Here is a 15895-nt window from a genome sequence, read left to right as displayed (position 1 = left end):
GGTCTGGCCCTTACTTGGCTGCTGCGGCTGCGGCGCGGTTCAATTCATGGGCCGAGACGGCAAGTTTCTGAATTTCCCGACGCAGGGGGTTCTTTTTGGCGACTTCGACCAGTGGCAAGCCATGATCGCAGGCCTGCACCACCTGCGCACCGCCATCGGGCAGTTGTACCTCGATCGAGATGTCCAGATTTTCGGCCAGCCGCTTGACCCGGCTTTTACCGGTAAGATCGGTGAACTTGGGCGCGCGGTTCAGGATATAGCGCAGCTTTTCCACCGGCAGATCCTCGGCCTTGAGCGCACGGATCAGGCGCAGGGCGTTCTGGGCGCTGCGCATGTCCATTTCCAAAAGCAGAAAATAAACATGGGCGGCGTTCAGCACGGTTTCGGTCCATTGCACCACGGTGGATGGCATGTCGATCACGACATAATCGAAATTGCTGCGCGCCTGATCAATGATCCTGCCCACATCTTCGCTGGTGATCAGGTCAAGCGGCAGCATGTCGACCGGGCTGGTCAGCACCTGCAATTTGTCGTTGAACGGCATCAGCGCCTGAAGAAAGCTTTCGTTGTCCATCGTGTCGGTGTTGGTCAGCATCTCGAACACGGCTTCGCGGCGGGCCAGATCCAGATAGGTGGACACGGCCCCATATTGCAGATCGAAATCCAGAAGACAGACACGCGGCGCGTCGTCCTTGCTCATCGTGGCCAGTTCCCAGGCCAGATTGACGGCAAAGGTCGTGGCGCCCACGCCCCCTGACAATCCATGTACCGGCAGAACCACACCGTCGCGGTCGCCCTTGGGTTTGGTCGGCGTCGGCGGCTCAAGCTCCTGGATGGGTTCTGGTTCTGGTGTGCGGATGCGTTCGATCGCTTCGTGCAGGGCGCCTTCGGGCAGGGGGTAGGGGACGAATTCCTTGGCCCCGAGTTTCAACAGCTGATGCAGCACCATCGGGCTGACCTCTTCGGCGATCACGATCACCCGGATGCCGCGGTTCACGGCAGTCTTGATCAGTTCGGCAATGGTTGATGCGTTGGTTTCATCCTCTTCGTCGATGGCGACGGCGATGAATTCCATGGTGTCCGCTTCGGGCTGCGCCAGAAAAACGGTGGCGTCGGCAAAGCTGAGATCGCCCCAGCGTTCGCCAAGCTCGGCTTCCATATCCTCGATCAGAAGGTCGAAATTCTGCACATTCCGGCAGATGGTGCAGGCCAGGATCGGTTCGGGATCTGCCTGCTGCGCCGCTGTGTTCGTCATGCCTCGGTCCTTCCGTTGCCGAACCCGTCGGGGATTGGGCAACCGAAATGGGTTGCCAATATTGCCTGTCCCTGAGGTTCCGTGCGCGTATCGAGAATCGCGTCAGTTCCGTTGTCTTAAGGGATATTGACCGGCAATATTGGCGACATTGAGGCTAGAAAATCATAATTATCCGTCACTGAGAGACATTTTTGCGGCCATTTTGCGAACAATATGGCCGCGTTTACGGGCATCGTTGACGGCTTACTGCCCCGCAGTCGCGGCGATTTCCGCCAGACCACCCTGATCGCCGGGCGGAAGTTCGGTCGCGCTTTCGACGTACTCTTCGAAGATCACCTGAGCGTATTTGCCGTTCAGATCACCCGAGCAACGGACGCGCGCGCGCCGATATGTTGCCGTATTTTCCTGAGGCGGGCTTTTCGGATCGGGGTTCAGCACGACCACGTGATCGGGCACAATATAGCCTTTGGGCCGACCCACGCACTGGGTCATCGCCTGCGTATTGCGCATGGTCGCGTTGCCAAAGCCGCCTTCGTCGATGAACGCGCCGGCGGGCTGGTTTGCTGTGGTGCAGGCGCCAAGGCCCAGTATTGTTCCGGCCGCGAGAAGCGATTTGATGTGCATTGCCATTGTCCTCACTCCATCACATAGCCGTAGGAGCCGCTGAAATCCTGCTTGGCGACCTCGCCCGCAGCGCCCCGGGTGGGGCGGCGGCTGTTTTTGCTGCCGACCGTCTTGCCGAACAGAAACAATTCGGATTCCGTGGGGGGCGTTATCCGGTCAGTTGGCAGGGCCAATGCCTCGCCCCGGGTGGGGGTAACGAGATGGGGGGTGACGATGATCACCAGTTCGCTCTGGCGGCGTTCGTAATCTGCACTGCGGAACAGCGACCCCAGAATTGGAATATCGCCCAGCCATGGAACCTGACCCGACAGATCCTGAAAATCATCCTGAAGCAGGCCCGCAATGGCGAAACTCTCACCGTCACGCATTTCCACCACAGTGCTGGTTTCGCGGCGCTTGAAGGCGTTGATGGAAAACCCATTGGCCTGATACGTGACGGTATTGTCCAGCCCGGAAACCGCAGCCTTCATTTGCAGGTTGATCAGATCCTTGTCCACCACGCGGGGTGTAAAGGTAAGCTCGACCCCGAAAGGTTTGTAATCAATCGAAACTTTCCCGTCACCATCGGCGATCGGCACCGGATATTCGCCACCGGCCAGGAACGACGCCTCTTGACCGGAAAGGGCGGTCAGGTTCGGTTCGGCCAGGGTGCGCACGACCCCCTTGCTTTCCAGCGCCTCCAGAAGAACCGCAAATTGCAGGCTGCCTGCGCCGAACCCAATGGCCAGCGCGCCCTCGCTCTCTTTGCTTGACGTATACCCGTTGCCCGTCAGAATGTTGGTGGCATTGTTGTTGCTGCTCAGCGTTCCGGTGCCAAGGGTGATGCCGGTGCCGCCGGTGGTTCCGCCCGCGGCAAGCGAGGCTGACAGGCTTTTGCTGACCGATCTGGCCATTTCGGCAAACCGCACCTTCAACATCACCTGTTGGGTGCCGCCCACGCTCATCAGATTGCTGACGCGTTCGGGGGCATAGCGTTGGGCAAGGTCCAGTGCGCGATCCAGTTTGGTCATTGAGCTGACAACACCCGACAGAACAATCCCGTCGTTTGCGGTGCGCACCTCGATCGGCTCGCCGGGCAGAATCTGGCGCAAGCGTTCCTTGAATTCGGCAATGTCGGGGGTCACCTGCACCTCGACATTGGTGATTAACCGCCCCTCGGCGTTCAGCAAGGTTACCGTGGTGCGCCCCGGTGCCTTGCCCAGCACATAAATCGTGCGGTCGGATAATGTGGAAATATCGGCAATCGAAGGGTTGGCAACCGAAAGTTCCGCAAAAGGAACATCGGATTCAACAACCACCGCCCGGTTCATCGGCACATTCAGCGAACTGGATGCCGAACCGTTCATCACCCGCAACGTTTCGGCCCCGGCTGCCGGCGCACTGGCAATCGCCACGGAAAAGCCCAACAGCACGGCTTTCAGAAATCTGTCAATCTGCATGTGATCTGCCTCTCTGATCACGGATGGGATCGGATCTTTTGCCCGAATTTTGAGCCACCATGAGCGAAAAGCAGTTTTTTTGCAATAATCAAGGTGTTGAGCCTCACTGCTTATGTGGATAAGGCGCAACACCGGGATAGGGATAGCGGCAAACACCGGGGTCAGGCCCCAAATGGGGTATTCCTGCCCGGTTTCACATTTCGATCAATTGGTGCAGGGGATCGGAATTTCCACCACATCGGCACCCTTGCGGGTACGCACAGTGCAGACCTTTTCTTTCTCGACTTCGACAACCTGTTCTTCGACGATGCCAAGCAGATCGCGCTGATTGATTTCGACCGCTTCCGAGATCGTGGTGTCGGACGAGCCAACCAATGCCAGTGAAAGGCGCCCTGTCGATTGCGCCTGGGCCAGGGCCGCCACCTGACGACTGGTTGCCTCGACGGTAACGGTGCGCGCCACCGTGGGATGCGAACGGTCCTCATCGGCAGATTGGTCGATGGCCACGAGGCGCACGGCGGTTTCGATCAGCTTGGTCACTTCCTGGCGCCCCCCACGCGAGGTGGGCAGATCGCCGCTCCAGAACACGTCAACGCGGTCCCCCGGGCGCAGAAACCCCGACACACCCGACGACACATCGACCCGGATTGCAAACGCCCGCATCCCCGGCGAAAGACGTGCAGACACGCCGGCATCGACGCCCGGTTCGGTCACTTTCGTGGCCATCACGGCCTCGTCTTTTTCCATGGTCCGCAACACGGCGCGCGGCTTGCTGTTGTCATCGGGAAACAGGACCGCGATGTCAGTGAACGTGCCTTCCGGGATGGCATCGACCGGCCAGTTGACAGCGCGCACATCCTCGGGGGCCAGACGCTCGCCATAGCGGGCGGGGCGGGTCATGACGAACACCTCTTGCGTCGGTATTGCCGGAACGCGATTGGCCTGCGCCAACTCGGCGGCTGCCTGATAATCACTGATGTATCCACGGGCCAGATAAACAGCGAAACCCGCCAACCCAAGGCCCAGGATCAGGACCATTCCGAATACCAGACGCATTGTATATCCTTTCCAATGTCGATGACCTGTCCCCGCCGGGGGCTCGGTAACTCATGCACAGCATCGCCCAGCTTTGCGGCAGAATGATGCTGATATTGCGCAATTGTTGCGATTACACGGCGAAAGCACCGGATGCCCATGCAAAAAAGGGCGCGTGGCGCCCCGATCAATCGCACAATTGATGCCTCAGAACGTCGTGGTGATGGGGCGCGCGATGGAGGTGCTCACCGTTTCCGAAATGGCTTGGGCGCCGTTGCCGTACATGCTCATGACGGCCAGGGTCAGTGACATGACGCCTGCCGTCAGCAACACCCAATCAACCGTTGTTGCGCCTGATTCTTCGTTGAGGAACTCTTCGATGCTGTAGCGCATATCTGTCACCTGCTCTTCAGATTTGGTATGTTCCATACAGGTCAGGTTCCTTGGGATGGTGCATTCATTCCAGGCCCTTGGGGCAATGCCGGAACAGTGATCGTCAGACACGGGAGGGCGCCGGAACGGCACCCTCCCAGATCTATCTTAGAACGTGGTCGTCACGGTCGTGCCGCTCAGGTGGGTCGAAATGGCGCTTGTCACGGTCGAGGTGCCGGAGCGAACCGAAGTCAGCACGGCAATGCCGAGGCCAACGATGGCGGCGGTCAGCACAACCCAGTCGACGGTCACGGCGCCGTCTTCTTCGTTGCGGAATTTCTTGGCGATTTTGAACAGTTTCATTTTATGTCCCTTCAGGTTTCACTCGGTTCAAACGCTTCGGGTGTCCATGCAGCGCGGCCCGTTGGCTGCGTTTGCTCCGTCGCGATATTCCTGTTGTGGTGTTCAAATCAGGCGGGAATGGGGCCAATCTGGTCAGATTTAAAGGTTCTTTCGTGGAATGTTTGGGCTCTAAACGGTGTTCGCCGTGTTTCCGAAACGAAAAAGGCCGCACTCGGGGGTGCGGCCTTTCGACGGATCTGTGGATCAGCTTAGAACGTGGTCGTCACGGTCGTGCCGCTCAGGTGGGTCGAAATGGCGCTTGTCACGGTCGAGGTGCCGGAGCGAACCGAAGTCAGCACGGCAATGCCGAGACCAACGATGGCGGCGGTCAGCACAACCCAGTCGACGGTCACGGCGCCGTCTTCGTCGTTGCGGAATTTCTTGGCGATTTTGAACAGTTTCATTTGATGGTTCCTTTGTTTGATCTTGGTTCTGTCAGCGTCCGATCCGATTTTTGGCGCGGATCGGTCTGCTTTGTGACCGGCGCTTCTTTCGGAATGTCGCCATTAGGGGGGTAAACTGGGCATGAATTGGGCAACGGCAGGGCATTGTTGGATTGAGGTAAATTTTAGCGTTATTTCTTCGTTAAGGTGTTGAATATAATGAGATAGTAAAACTGAATATTTTTCAGTGCCGCTTGTGAACGTTTCAGAAAGGCGACACTTTTGTACGATTCGCGACCGCAAACATGCTTAAAACTGGCGGTGGCGATGTTTCTTTGCAACAAAGGACAAAACACAAAACGGGGCGGAGCAGTCACCGTATGAGGCAGAGATTTATAACGTCGATCACGGTCGCGGCCCTTTTGGTTGTGACGCCGGCCTTGGCCGATGGGCCAAAGCCGTTTCCTGAATTCACCTTCAAACGGATCAAGCCGCCCAAACCGGGCGTCAAGAAACGGATCACGGTGCAGGTCGAACCAAAGACAGTGCGCATAACGGCCCGCCCGGTGGGTGATGCCGCGTTGCCGACCAAGGGGCCGGATACTGATGAATACGGTTGGTTCTGGCAACAGGTAACAGGCGGTTCGCCGGCCGTGCGCGTGTCCAGCGCCCTTGCGGCATTGCAGAACGCTCCGGGGGGGCGGCATCGTCAGCCCACGGTTGCAAAAGCTGCGAGATATTGCCGATCACCACGGAACGGAAATCCTCAAGGCGACGGTGGGCACCCGTATTTCGCCGGCCTTCGCCCTTGCGGTGATCGCAGTTGAATCGGGCGGGCGCAGTGATGCCTTGTCGCGGGTGGGGGCGCAGGGATTGATGCAACTGATGCCGGCCACTGCCGAACGGTTCGGCGTGCTGGACCGCACTGTCGCGTCCGATAACATCCGTGCCGGTGTCACCTATCTTGACTGGCTCATGGGGGAATTCGGCGGCGATCCATTGCTGGCCCTGGCCGGATACAATGCTGGTGAAGGCGCGGTCCGGAAACACGGGGGTATCCCGCCTTTTGCGGAAACCCGGGGGTATGTGCCCAAGGTTCTGGCGGCCTGGGCGGTGGCCAAGGGATTGTGCCTCACGCCGCCGCAGTTGATCACCGACGGCTGCGTCTTTGTCGGCAATCGCGCAGCGACAAATGGCTGACCGCAAACCGCTGGTCCTGGATGTCGACGGGACGTTCCTGCGAACCGATCTGTTGTACGAAACGTTTTGGGCCGGATTGGGCCGTGACCCGCTGACGGTGCTGCGTCTGACGGCCCGGCATTTTCGCCAACCCGCTGTATTGAAAGAGCGTTTGGCCGAAATCACCCCCCTGCGGACCGATCTTTTGCCGGTGAACCCGGAGGTGGCCGAACTGGCCGCCGGTGCGCAGGCCGAAGGACGCGAGGTGATTCTCGCGTCGGCGTCGCACCGTACTCAGGTGCAGGATCTGGCGCGTCATCACGATCTGTCGCCGCGCGTTTTCGCCAGTGCAAACGCCTACAATCTGAAAGGCCAGGCCAAAGCCGATACCCTGGCCGAGGCGTTTGGCGCGGGCGGTTTTCATTATGCCGGAAACGAAGTGGTTGATCGCGCGATCTGGGAGGTTGCGGATGGCGCGATCATTGTCGGGTCGCACGACGCGATCACGCAATCATTGCGCCAGGCCGATCATCCGGTCACAAATATTGCCGCGGGTTGGCAATGGCGGGACATGAAACGCGCTTTGCGCCCGCATCAATGGGTTAAAAACGTGCTGTTGATCCTGCCGATGATCGCGGCCCATGATTTTGAAATGACGACGCTGTTTCTGGTCCTGGCCGGGATCTTTGCCTTTTCCGCGGCCGCCTCGTCAATCTATATCGTCAACGACCTGCTGGATCTCGAAGCGGACCGGCTACATCCCACAAAATGCCGCCGCCCTTTTGCCACGGGTAAGGTGCCCATACGCGCAGGCATGATGGCCTGTGTGATTCTGGGGGGGATTGCGTTGGCGGTTGGCGCCGCGCTCGGCGGTGCGATGCTGGCGATTGTGGGTATCTATATGATGATTTCACTGGCCTATTCGCTGAAGCTGAAAAGAATGCGCTGGGTCGATATCTTTACGCTCGCTTCCCTTTACACGATCCGGGTTGTGGCTGGGGCGGCAGCATCACGGGTGGATGTTTCGATCTATATGCTGATCTTCATCTTTCCGGTGTTCCTCACGCTGGGCTGCGTGAAGCGGATGACCGAACTTGCGCTTGCCACGGGGGATGAACCCCTGCCGGGGCGGGGTTATGGGCGGCGCGACCGGGGGGATCTGCTCAACATGTCGGGGCTGGGAATTGCCGGGGCGCTGGTGATTTTCGCGCTATATTCCGTCAGCGATCAAGGCAGGGCGCTGTACCCGACCACATGGATATTATGGCTGACGCTGATTCCCATAGCGGCCTGGTTGATCCGTATGGTGGCCCTGGGTTTTTATGGAAAACAGGATTACGATCCGATCGTTTTTGCGTTGCGTGACAAGATCGGCATCGGAATCCTGCTGTTGATCCTGTCGCTGATGTTCTGGGCCGCTGGATTGTGGGCGCAGTGGTTTGGTTGACCCAAGCGCTCATCGGTCCTTCGTCCCTCTTCGCTTTGACAGACGGCGAAGAGGGACGAAGGACCGATGAGGGGGCGTTTCAGATCGACATCTTCTTGAAAACCCTCTCGGGGATCGAGCGGATGATCAGCATTATATAGCGCCAGAAAAAAGGCGTATAAACCACATCGCGCCGCCTGTCCGCCGCCTTCAGAATATCTGCTGCCACATGTTCCGGTGCAGCGACCAGAAACATGCCATCAATCCCCCAGGTCATCGCAGTATCGACGAACCCGGGTTTTACCGTTACCACATGCCCCCCGGACCGGGTCAGACGGTTGCGCAGGCCCGACAGATAGGTGTGAAATCCGGCCTTGGCCGCGCCGTACACATAATTGCCCACACGCCCCCGATCCCCGGCGACCGATCCGACGCCAACCACCACTCCGGCGCCGCGGGCCTCAATTTCCGGGGCCAACAGTTGCAGAAAACGGGCCGGGCCGGTGAAACTGTCCATGATCGTGCCATCCACCAGCGCCGGATCGGCGTCGATTGCGCCCTGTTCGGGCATCGAGCCGACAAAGACGGCGGCGTTGACCACGCGATCATCAAGCGAGTCGAGGATCGGTTGAAATGTTTCAGGCTTGCGGGCGTCGAACGTTATTGCACTGGCGAAAGCGGCGCCGCGCGTTTCGCAATCTGCTGCGGTGGCGGCCAGATCTTCCATATCGCGGCCTGCGAGAATCAATGCGTCGCCCCGCGCGGCCAGCATGCGCGCCGTGGCCCGTGCCATTGTCGAGGTGGCGCCGAGTAAGATCCACAGCTCAGTCTTGCGTGCGGCCATCATAGGTTCCTCAGATCAAGTCGGCGGATCATATCCGTGGCCATGGTGGCGCCAGGATCGGCGGTGTTTACGGCCTGCACCCAATCGTGGTGCTCGGGATACATCGCGCGCACTGTTGCCGCCTTTGCCAGAGAATCCTTGGCGAGATAAATGCGCCCACCCGCCGCGAGGGTGTCGCTCTCTAGCTCGGCGATCAGCCGCAGGGCGCGCGCGCGGTTGGGGAAATCAACGGCCAGGGTATATCCCTCCATCGGAAATGACATCATGCCGGCACGTCCTAGCCCCATCCGTTTGAGAACCGCAAGCGGTGAGGCAAGCCCAGATCCGGCAATTCGGGCAAGCATGTCGCGCAGGGCAGGGGCCTGTTCCACGGGCACAACGCATTGAAATTGATGAAACCCTTCGCGACCATAAAGCCGGTTCCAGTTCTGAATGCGATCCAGCGGGAAAAAGAAATCCTGTATCGGCTTGACCGAGGTGCGCCCCTTTTCCGGCACACGGCGAAAATAGGCGGCGTTGAACAGCCGCACAACCGGCGGTGCCAAAGCGAACCCCGGCGTATTGAAAGGCACCGATTTGGCCCGGCCCGGCGCGGTGATCAGGCCTGAACCGGTTTCCGCCTCTTCCAGAATTCCACGGCCCAAGGCATCGCCCTGGGCCGTCGCATCAATCCAGCCCACGGTATAGCTTGCCTCGGAGCCATCGAGATGCGCCAGAAACGTGTCCCATCCGTCGATCCGCCGCTCGGTCACGACAATCACGTCGCCCTTGCATTTGAGCAGTTGCAACTCGGCGCTCGCGATTATGCCTGTCTGACCCAACCCGCCGATGGTTGCGCGGAACAGGGGATCGTCAGAGGTGATCCGGCGTGTCGTACCATCGGGACCGATCAGGGTGATCGCGCGGACATGCTGGCCGAATGACCCGGCGATATGGTGGTTTTTACCATGCACGTCATGGGCAATGGCGCCGCCGACCGTGGCAAATCCGGTGCCCGGCATCACAGCGGGCAGCCATCCGCGCGGGGCAAAAATCTCGGCCATCTCGCCCAACTGCATTCCTGCCTCGACCGTAACAATGCCGCTGTCTGCGTCAAAGCCCAGAATGCGGTCCATTCTCAACATCTGCACCGCCCGCCCGCCGCCGTTCAGGCAGGCATCGCCGTAGGATCGACAGTTGCCGATGGCGGGCGCGGGGCTGTTGGCCATGAGGGCATTCAGGTGCGAGACACGCTCGGGCCGGGCCAGTTCGCCGGTCGCCCGCAAGGCGCGGCCCCACCCGGAATATTCAGTGGTTTTCCAGCGCATCGGCACCCTTTCGTGAAAGACGTTCGGCCAGCGGAAAGGCGATCAGACCCAGAGCAATGGCGAACCACAGGGTGGTCAGTCGAATGATCGCAGTGGCCGGAACGGACACGGCCAGGGGCACGCCTTCGAGGCTGAGCAAGGCAATCATCGCCGCTTCGGCCCCGCCCACACCGCCGGGCGCGCCCGTCAATCCACCCGCCAGTGTGGCAAAGACAAATATCGCAATGGCACTGGCAAACCCAACGTTTTGCCCCATCCACACCAGCAAAAGGTGAAACGAAACACCCTCGGCCAACCATCCGGCCAGCCCGAGGAACAGGGCGGTGCCAATGGTCGCGGGGTTTGAAAAATGTGCCAGCGATCGCGCGGCGCGGCGCAACCGGGCAAACAGCCGGGGCAGGCGCCCGGTGATGCGGTACAGTGTGTTTGCCAGCCCGGACAACAGGGCCGGGCGCGTGGCCACAAAGGCGCCGATCAGGGCCAGTATCGTCACCGGCAGCCCGCCGGCGATACCCGTTGCCGACAGCGAAAGCGCGACAGCCAGCAGAACACCCATCGCCGCCAGGTCCGACGCGCGGTCGATCAGGGCAAGGGGGGCGGTGCGCTCAAAGCTCCAGCGGGTTTCCCGGCGTAACCAGCGCATCCGCACCAATTCGCCCAGCCGTCCCGGGGTGACAGACATGGCGAAGCCGCCAAAGAAATGCAGAAAATTGTGGAAAAATGCGGTGGGCAGGCCCAGACGACGGGCAAAAACATGCCACCGCAGGGCGCGCAGGGCGTAATTTATCAGGCTCAGCCCCAAAAGTGCGCCGATTTGCCAAGGCGCGATTCGGGCGATCTGTGCGGCGATTTCATCCCAACCGGTACCAGCGCCCAATCCGATCAGCCCGCCAATCAGCAACACCAGCAGGCCCGCCATAATCAGGCGGTCGCGGGTCAGATGGGCGCGGGGCGCGGTATTTGTGCTGCTCATGGTCATTGCCCGCCGATTAGCAACGGAATGGGGCGATTCTGTGGTGTTGTTTCTGTTCTCGCGACAAAAACCGCGCGAAATCGCGGCCTAACCGGTGAAAACATCGGCCCATTCGGGGTGTCGTTGCCGCTGTGCCACGACGTAAGAGCACAGCGGTGTGATTTTCACCCCTTCGGCGCGGGCATCCTCGACCATCCGTGCCACCAGTTTGGCGGCAATCCCCTGCCCGCGAAACGCATCCGGCACCCCGGTGTGATCGGCGCTGATCCTGCCGGGCGATTGGATCGTATAGGTCAGTTCGGCCTCGGCATCGCCGTGGGAAATCACGTATCGCCCACGGTGATCGCCGGTTTCGCGGCGGATGGTCGGCTCAGACAATTGTGGCCTCGGTTGCGGCACGCAGGTCGTCCTCGGTTACCCCATCGGCGCATTGAACGATTTTCAGCCCGCCGTCCACCACATCCAGAACGCCCAGATTGGTGATGATCCGGTCCACCACCTGCTGGCCCGTCAGGGGCAGGGTGCATTCCTTCAACAGTTTGGAATCGCCATGTTTATTGGTGTGGTCCATGACCACGATCACCCGGCCAACCCCGGCCACCAGATCCATCGCGCCGCCCATGCCCTTGACCAGCTTGCCGGGAATCATCCAGTTTGCCAGATCGCCGTTTTCGGCCACTTCCATGGCGCCCAGAATGGCGGCGGCAATCTTGCCGCCCCGAATCATGCCGAAACTGGTGGCGCTGTCGAAATAGGCGGTGCGGGGCAGTTCGGTGATCGTCTGTTTTCCAGCGTTGATCATATCCGGGTCTTCGTCGCCCTCAAACGGGAAGGGGCCCATGCCCAGCATCCCGTTTTCGGACTGAAGCGTGATGTCCTTGTCGCCGACGTAATTGGCCACCAGCGTCGGAATACCGATGCCGAGGTTTACATACATGCCGTCTTCCAGTTCCTCAGCCGCCCGCGCGGCCATCTGATTGCGATCCCAGGGCATTATGCGCCCTCCCTTTTCCGCGTTGTTCGCTGTTCGATCCGTTTTTCATGTTCGCCCTGAATGATTCGATGCACATAGATGCCGGGCAGGTGGATGCTGTCCGGCTCAAGGCTGCCGGCGGGGACGATTTCCTCGACCTCGGCGATGCACAGTTTGCCGCACATTGCAGCGGGCGGGTTGAAATTACGGGCCGTCTTGCGGAACAAAAGGTTGCCGGTTTCGTCGGCTTTCCATGCCTTTACGATGGAAATATCCGCGACAAGGCCACGTTCGAGGATATAGGTCTGGCCGTCGAAATCCTTGTGTTCCTTGCCCTCGGCAATCACCGTGCCAACGCCGGTTTTGGTGTAAAATCCGGGAATGCCACAGCCCCCGGCGCGCATCCGTTCGGCCAGGGTGCCCTGCGGGTTGAACTCCAGTTCAAGCTCGCCGGACAGATATTGCCGCATGAATTCGGCGTTTTCGCCAACGTAAGAGCTGATCATCTTTTTCACCTGCCGGGTCTGCAACAGGATGCCGATGCCAAAATCATCGACCCCGGCATTGTTGGACGCAAAGGTCAGATCCTTCGTTCCGGCTTCTTTGATCGCGGCCAGCAAAAGCTCGGGGATGCCGCAGAGGCCAAAACCGCCCGCCGCGATAAACATGCCGTCAAACAGTTGACCTTCCAACGCTTCCTGCGCCGAACCGTAAACCTTTTTCATCCCACGCTCCTTGCCGGTGTCATTACCCATGTTTTGGGCCGCGCCACCGGCGAAGTCAATCAGCCCTGCGCGATCAATCGGCCGCCTTTGGTGTCGCCTTTTTGGCGGCGGGTTTCTTTGTGGTCGCCTTTTTCGCGGGTGCCTTTTTGGCAGCCGGTTTCTTGGCGGCCGCTTTTTTCGGCGCAGCCTTGCGCCGGGTGCCTTTCTTGGCCGCCTTTTCGGCGATCAATTCCAGCGCCTGTTCCAACGTGACCTTTTCGACCTCGCTGTCCTTGGGCAGGGTCGCGTTCACCTTTTCCCATTTCACATAGGGGCCGTATTTGCCCTCCATGATGTCGATTGCACCGCCCTCGTCCGGGTGATCGCCCAGACTGCGCAGGGTTTTCGCCGCCCCGCGCCGTGCGCCGCGCGCCGCGACCTTTTCCGCCAAAAGCTGCACCGCGCGGTTCATGCCGACGGTGAACACTTCATCAATGCCGTCCAGATTTGCATTGGTGCCGCCCCGTTCGCTCGTGCTGGCGGCGTGTTTCAGATAGGGGCCATAGCGCCCGATATTGGCCCAGACCATCACCCCGTCTTCGGGATGTTCGCCAATGGGCCGGGGCAGCGACAGCAGCTTGAGCGCCTGGGGCAGATCCACCTCTTCGGCGGGCCAATCTTTCGGGATCGACTGACGCGGCGGTTTCTTGTTCTCGGTGGTCACTTCACCGCGCTGAACATAGGGGCCAAAGCGGCCCTTGAACGCATAGATTTTATCTTCGCCATCTTCGCCCAACAATTTGCCCTCGGGGGGAATGCCGCCAAGGTCTTCGCCATCTTCGCTGGGGGGGCCGAACGCGCGGGTATAGCGGCACTCGGGGTAATTCGAACAGCCGATGAATGCCCCACCCGAGCGTGCCGTGCGCATGGAAAGCCGCCCGGCCCCGCAGTGGGGGCAAAGGCGCGGATCGCTGCCGTCTTCCTTGGCAGGAAACAGGTGCGGCTCCAGTACCTCGTTGATTTTGTCCAATACTTCGCCAATCCGCAGATCGGCGGTTTCGGCGATGGCGGCGGAAAAATCACGCCAGAACCGGCCCAGAACTTCCTTGTAGTCTCTTTCACCGGCGGAAACATCGTCAAGCTGCGCCTCAAGATCGGCGGTAAAGTCATATTCAATATAACGGTGAAAATAATTCGACAGGAACGCCGTCACCAAGCGCCCTTTATCCTCCGGGAACAGGCGGTTGCCGTCTTTGCGCACATACTCACGATCCTGAATCGTGGTGACGATGCTGGCATAGGTCGAGGGGCGCCCGATGCCCAGTTCCTCCATCCGTTTCACCAGTGTCGCTTCGGTGTAACGGGGGGCGGTTGGGTGAAATGTTGCAGCGCGAGCGTGGCCTGATCGCCCGACAGGATGGCATGGCCGTTCGATTGCGCGCTGCCCGTGGCGGTGGGGCCGTCGTCGATGACATCGCCGCCGCCGCCCCCTGCCTTTTGGAATTCCTGAACCAACGCGGATTTGGCAAAGGCCGCCGGTTCACCCTGCATGATCTGTGGCAGGATCTTGTCGTCGTCCTCGGCAATGTCGTCGCGCCCTTCGACATAGACCTTGAGAAAGCCGTCAAAGGCGATCCGTTGTCCGCTGGCGCGAAACCCGACCTGTTTGTCCTGGCTCAGAATTTCCACCGTCGTCCGCTCAAGCCGGGCTGCCGCCATCTGGCTGGCCAAGGTACGTTTCCAGATTAGATCATAGAGTTTGCGCTGATCGCCATCGCTGATTTTTGCGGCGCTCGCGTCCAGGGTCATGTCGGTGGGGCGAATGCATTCGTGCGCTTCCTGCGCATTTTTCGCCTTGTTCTTATAGATGCGCGGGCTGTCGGGGATGTATTGTTTGCCATAGCGGTCGGTGATCGCGGCGCGCGCGGCGGTGACGGCCTCGGGGGCCATATCGATGCCGTCGGTCCGCATATAGGTGATGTGGCCCGCCTCATACAGACGCTGCGCCGTGCTCATGGTGGCGCGGGCGCCCATGCCGAATTTACGGCTGGCCTCTTGTTGCAATGTCGAGGTCATGAAGGGGGGCGACGGATTGCGCGTGCCGGGCTTGGCCTCGACCGAATCGATGGTAAAGCTGCGCGACGATACCGCCTGCACGGCCAGATCGGCGGCGGTTTCGTTCTCGAGCGAGAAACGTTCCACCTTATCGCCGCCCTGAAGGGTCAGACGCGCCTCGAATTCCTTGCCGCGCGGGGTGGTGAACACCGCCTTCACGCTCCAGTATTCCCGGGGGCGAAAAGCTTCGACTTCCATCTCGCGCTCGACGATCAGGCGCAGGCAAACCGATTGCACACGCCCGGCCGATTTCGCACCGGGCAGCTTGCGCCACAGCACTGGCGAAAGGTTGAACCCCACCAGATAATCCAGAGCGCGGCGCGCGAGATACGCCTCGACCAGTGGCCCATCCACCTGACGCGGGTTTTTCATCGCCTCGGTCACGGCCGATTTGGTGATGGCGTTGAATACCACGCGGCTGACCGGCGTGTCTTTCTTGATTGACTTGCGCTTGCGCAGGGTTTCTTCAAGGTGCCAGGAGATCGCTTCGCCTTCGCGGTCGGGGTCGGTCGCGAGGATCAGAACATTGTCGCTGGCCAAGGCATCGGCGATCGCCTTCACATGCTTGCGGCTGTCGCTTGCGACCTCCCATGACATGTCGAAATCGTTTTCGGTATCGACCGATCCGTCCTTGGGCGGCAAATCGCGGACATGCCCATAAGAGGCCAGAACCGTATAATCGGGGCCGAGATATTTGTTGATTGTCTTGGCCTTGGCTGGTGATTCTACGACGACGACTGGCATAAATTTCCTTCCGACTCGGGGCGGTCCCGCACCGCCGCTAGATGTGGGGTTGAAGCCGGGGTTGTCAATCGTGGCTCTTGGGTTGTCGGCACCCGAGTGGAAAAAACGTCGTGAATTTGG

General features: G+C 60.0%; 14 protein-coding genes and 2 pseudogenes. 2 read left to right on the top strand and 14 right to left on the bottom strand.

The window, feature by feature from the left end:
- Positions 1 to 10: 10 nt before the first annotated feature.
- The 7 genes from AC0L7P_RS17465 to AC0L7P_RS17435 form a co-directional block, all read right to left on the bottom strand.
- Positions 11 to 1255, bottom strand: a complete 1245-nt coding sequence (locus AC0L7P_RS17465; RefSeq protein ID WP_473433865.1) for a CpaE/TadZ family protein — start codon at positions 1253 to 1255, stop codon at positions 11 to 13.
- 243 nt (positions 1256 to 1498) lie between these two features.
- Positions 1499 to 1885 carry a hypothetical protein gene (locus AC0L7P_RS17460; protein ID WP_473433864.1) on the bottom strand — a complete coding sequence of 129 codons (387 nt, stop codon included), beginning with the start codon at positions 1883 to 1885 and terminating at the stop codon, positions 1499 to 1501.
- Positions 1886 to 1890: 5 nt separating this feature from the next.
- Positions 1891 to 3318: a type II and III secretion system protein family protein gene (locus AC0L7P_RS17455; RefSeq protein WP_473433863.1), complete on the bottom strand. Its 1428-nt coding sequence runs from the start codon at positions 3316 to 3318 to the stop codon at positions 1891 to 1893.
- Positions 3319 to 3522: 204 nt separating this feature from the next.
- A complete protein-coding gene (cpaB, locus tag AC0L7P_RS17450) occupies positions 3523 to 4374 on the bottom strand; it encodes a Flp pilus assembly protein CpaB (RefSeq protein WP_473433862.1) in 852 nt (283 codons plus the stop codon).
- 186 nt (positions 4375 to 4560) lie between these two features.
- Positions 4561 to 4782 carry a hypothetical protein gene (locus tag AC0L7P_RS17445; protein WP_473433861.1) on the bottom strand — a complete coding sequence of 74 codons (222 nt, stop codon included), beginning with the start codon at positions 4780 to 4782 and terminating at the stop codon, positions 4561 to 4563.
- A gap of 111 nt (positions 4783 to 4893) precedes the next feature.
- Positions 4894 to 5088: a hypothetical protein gene (locus AC0L7P_RS17440; RefSeq protein ID WP_473433860.1), complete on the bottom strand. Its 195-nt coding sequence runs from the start codon at positions 5086 to 5088 to the stop codon at positions 4894 to 4896.
- A 248-nt stretch (positions 5089 to 5336) separates the two neighbouring features.
- A complete protein-coding gene (locus tag AC0L7P_RS17435; protein ID WP_473433859.1) occupies positions 5337 to 5531 on the bottom strand; it encodes a Flp family type IVb pilin in 195 nt (64 codons plus the stop codon).
- Between the two features lie 359 nt (positions 5532 to 5890).
- On the opposite strand from AC0L7P_RS17435, the pseudogene AC0L7P_RS17430 reads away from it, so the two are divergent.
- Together AC0L7P_RS17430 and AC0L7P_RS17425 are read left to right on the top strand one after the other, a co-directional pair.
- A pseudogene (locus AC0L7P_RS17430) lies at positions 5891 to 6710 on the top strand (lytic transglycosylase domain-containing protein).
- Positions 6703 to 8136, top strand: coding sequence for a UbiA family prenyltransferase (locus AC0L7P_RS17425; protein WP_473433858.1), 1434 nt, complete (start codon positions 6703 to 6705; stop codon positions 8134 to 8136). The pseudogene AC0L7P_RS17430 and the gene AC0L7P_RS17425 overlap by 8 nt, the downstream one beginning before the upstream one ends.
- Positions 8137 to 8215: 79 nt before the next feature.
- On the opposite strand, the gene AC0L7P_RS17420 is transcribed toward AC0L7P_RS17425, so the two are convergent.
- The 7 genes and pseudogenes from AC0L7P_RS17420 to topA form a co-directional block, all read right to left on the bottom strand.
- On the bottom strand, positions 8216 to 8959 hold the full coding sequence (locus tag AC0L7P_RS17420; protein WP_473433857.1) for an SDR family oxidoreductase: 744 nt from the start codon (positions 8957 to 8959) through the stop codon (positions 8216 to 8218).
- The gene (locus tag AC0L7P_RS17415) at positions 8959 to 10266 is read right to left on the bottom strand and encodes an FAD-binding oxidoreductase (RefSeq protein ID WP_473433856.1); all 1308 of its coding nucleotides are present in this window, start codon (positions 10264 to 10266) and stop codon (positions 8959 to 8961) included. Before AC0L7P_RS17415 ends, AC0L7P_RS17420 begins: the two co-directional genes overlap by 1 nt.
- Positions 10247 to 11239: a lysylphosphatidylglycerol synthase transmembrane domain-containing protein gene (locus AC0L7P_RS17410; protein WP_473433855.1), complete on the bottom strand. Its 993-nt coding sequence runs from the start codon at positions 11237 to 11239 to the stop codon at positions 10247 to 10249. Before AC0L7P_RS17410 ends, AC0L7P_RS17415 begins: the two co-directional genes overlap by 20 nt.
- Before the next feature lie 87 nt (positions 11240 to 11326).
- The gene (locus AC0L7P_RS17405; protein ID WP_473433854.1) at positions 11327 to 11617 is read right to left on the bottom strand and encodes a GNAT family N-acetyltransferase; all 291 of its coding nucleotides are present in this window, start codon (positions 11615 to 11617) and stop codon (positions 11327 to 11329) included.
- Entirely contained in the window at positions 11610 to 12233 is a 624-nt protein-coding gene (locus tag AC0L7P_RS17400; RefSeq protein WP_473433853.1) for a 3-oxoacid CoA-transferase subunit B, read from the bottom strand. The genes AC0L7P_RS17405 and AC0L7P_RS17400 overlap by 8 nt, the downstream gene beginning before the upstream one ends.
- The gene (locus AC0L7P_RS17395) at positions 12233 to 12937 is read right to left on the bottom strand and encodes a CoA transferase subunit A (RefSeq protein ID WP_473433852.1); all 705 of its coding nucleotides are present in this window, start codon (positions 12935 to 12937) and stop codon (positions 12233 to 12235) included. Before AC0L7P_RS17395 ends, AC0L7P_RS17400 begins: the two co-directional genes overlap by 1 nt.
- Before the next feature lie 73 nt (positions 12938 to 13010).
- A pseudogene (gene topA / locus AC0L7P_RS17390) lies at positions 13011 to 15775 on the bottom strand (type I DNA topoisomerase).
- Between the last annotated feature and the right edge of the window lie 120 nt (positions 15776 to 15895).

Source organism: Oceaniglobus sp. K40-3 (assembly GCF_055808395.1).
The sequence above is the reverse complement of the archived record's forward strand: the minus strand, read 5'-3'. Positions and strand labels throughout refer to the sequence as shown.

Bases quoted from the DNA above. Each gene is read 5' to 3' on its own strand.
- AC0L7P_RS17465 (WP_473433865.1), bottom strand. From the start codon at position 1,255: ATGACGAACACAGCGGCGCAGCAGGCAGATCCCGAACCGATCCTGGCC.
- AC0L7P_RS17460 (WP_473433864.1), bottom strand. From the start codon at position 1,885: ATGGCAATGCACATCAAATCGCTTCTCGCGGCCGGAACAATACTGGGC.
- AC0L7P_RS17455 (WP_473433863.1), bottom strand. From the start codon at position 3,318: ATGCAGATTGACAGATTTCTGAAAGCCGTGCTGTTGGGCTTTTCCGTG.
- cpaB (WP_473433862.1), bottom strand. From the start codon at position 4,374: ATGCGTCTGGTATTCGGAATGGTCCTGATCCTGGGCCTTGGGTTGGCG.
- AC0L7P_RS17445 (WP_473433861.1), bottom strand. From the start codon at position 4,782: ATGGAACATACCAAATCTGAAGAGCAGGTGACAGATATGCGCTACAGC.
- AC0L7P_RS17440 (WP_473433860.1), bottom strand. From the start codon at position 5,088: ATGAAACTGTTCAAAATCGCCAAGAAATTCCGCAACGAAGAAGACGGC.
- AC0L7P_RS17435 (WP_473433859.1), bottom strand. From the start codon at position 5,531: ATGAAACTGTTCAAAATCGCCAAGAAATTCCGCAACGACGAAGACGGC.
- AC0L7P_RS17425 (WP_473433858.1), top strand. From the start codon at position 6,703: ATGGCTGACCGCAAACCGCTGGTCCTGGATGTCGACGGGACGTTCCTG.
- AC0L7P_RS17420 (WP_473433857.1), bottom strand. From the start codon at position 8,959: ATGGCCGCACGCAAGACTGAGCTGTGGATCTTACTCGGCGCCACCTCG.
- AC0L7P_RS17415 (WP_473433856.1), bottom strand. From the start codon at position 10,266: ATGCGCTGGAAAACCACTGAATATTCCGGGTGGGGCCGCGCCTTGCGG.
- AC0L7P_RS17410 (WP_473433855.1), bottom strand. From the start codon at position 11,239: ATGAGCAGCACAAATACCGCGCCCCGCGCCCATCTGACCCGCGACCGC.
- AC0L7P_RS17400 (WP_473433853.1), bottom strand. From the start codon at position 12,233: ATGCCCTGGGATCGCAATCAGATGGCCGCGCGGGCGGCTGAGGAACTG.
- AC0L7P_RS17395 (WP_473433852.1), bottom strand. From the start codon at position 12,937: ATGAAAAAGGTTTACGGTTCGGCGCAGGAAGCGTTGGAAGGTCAACTG.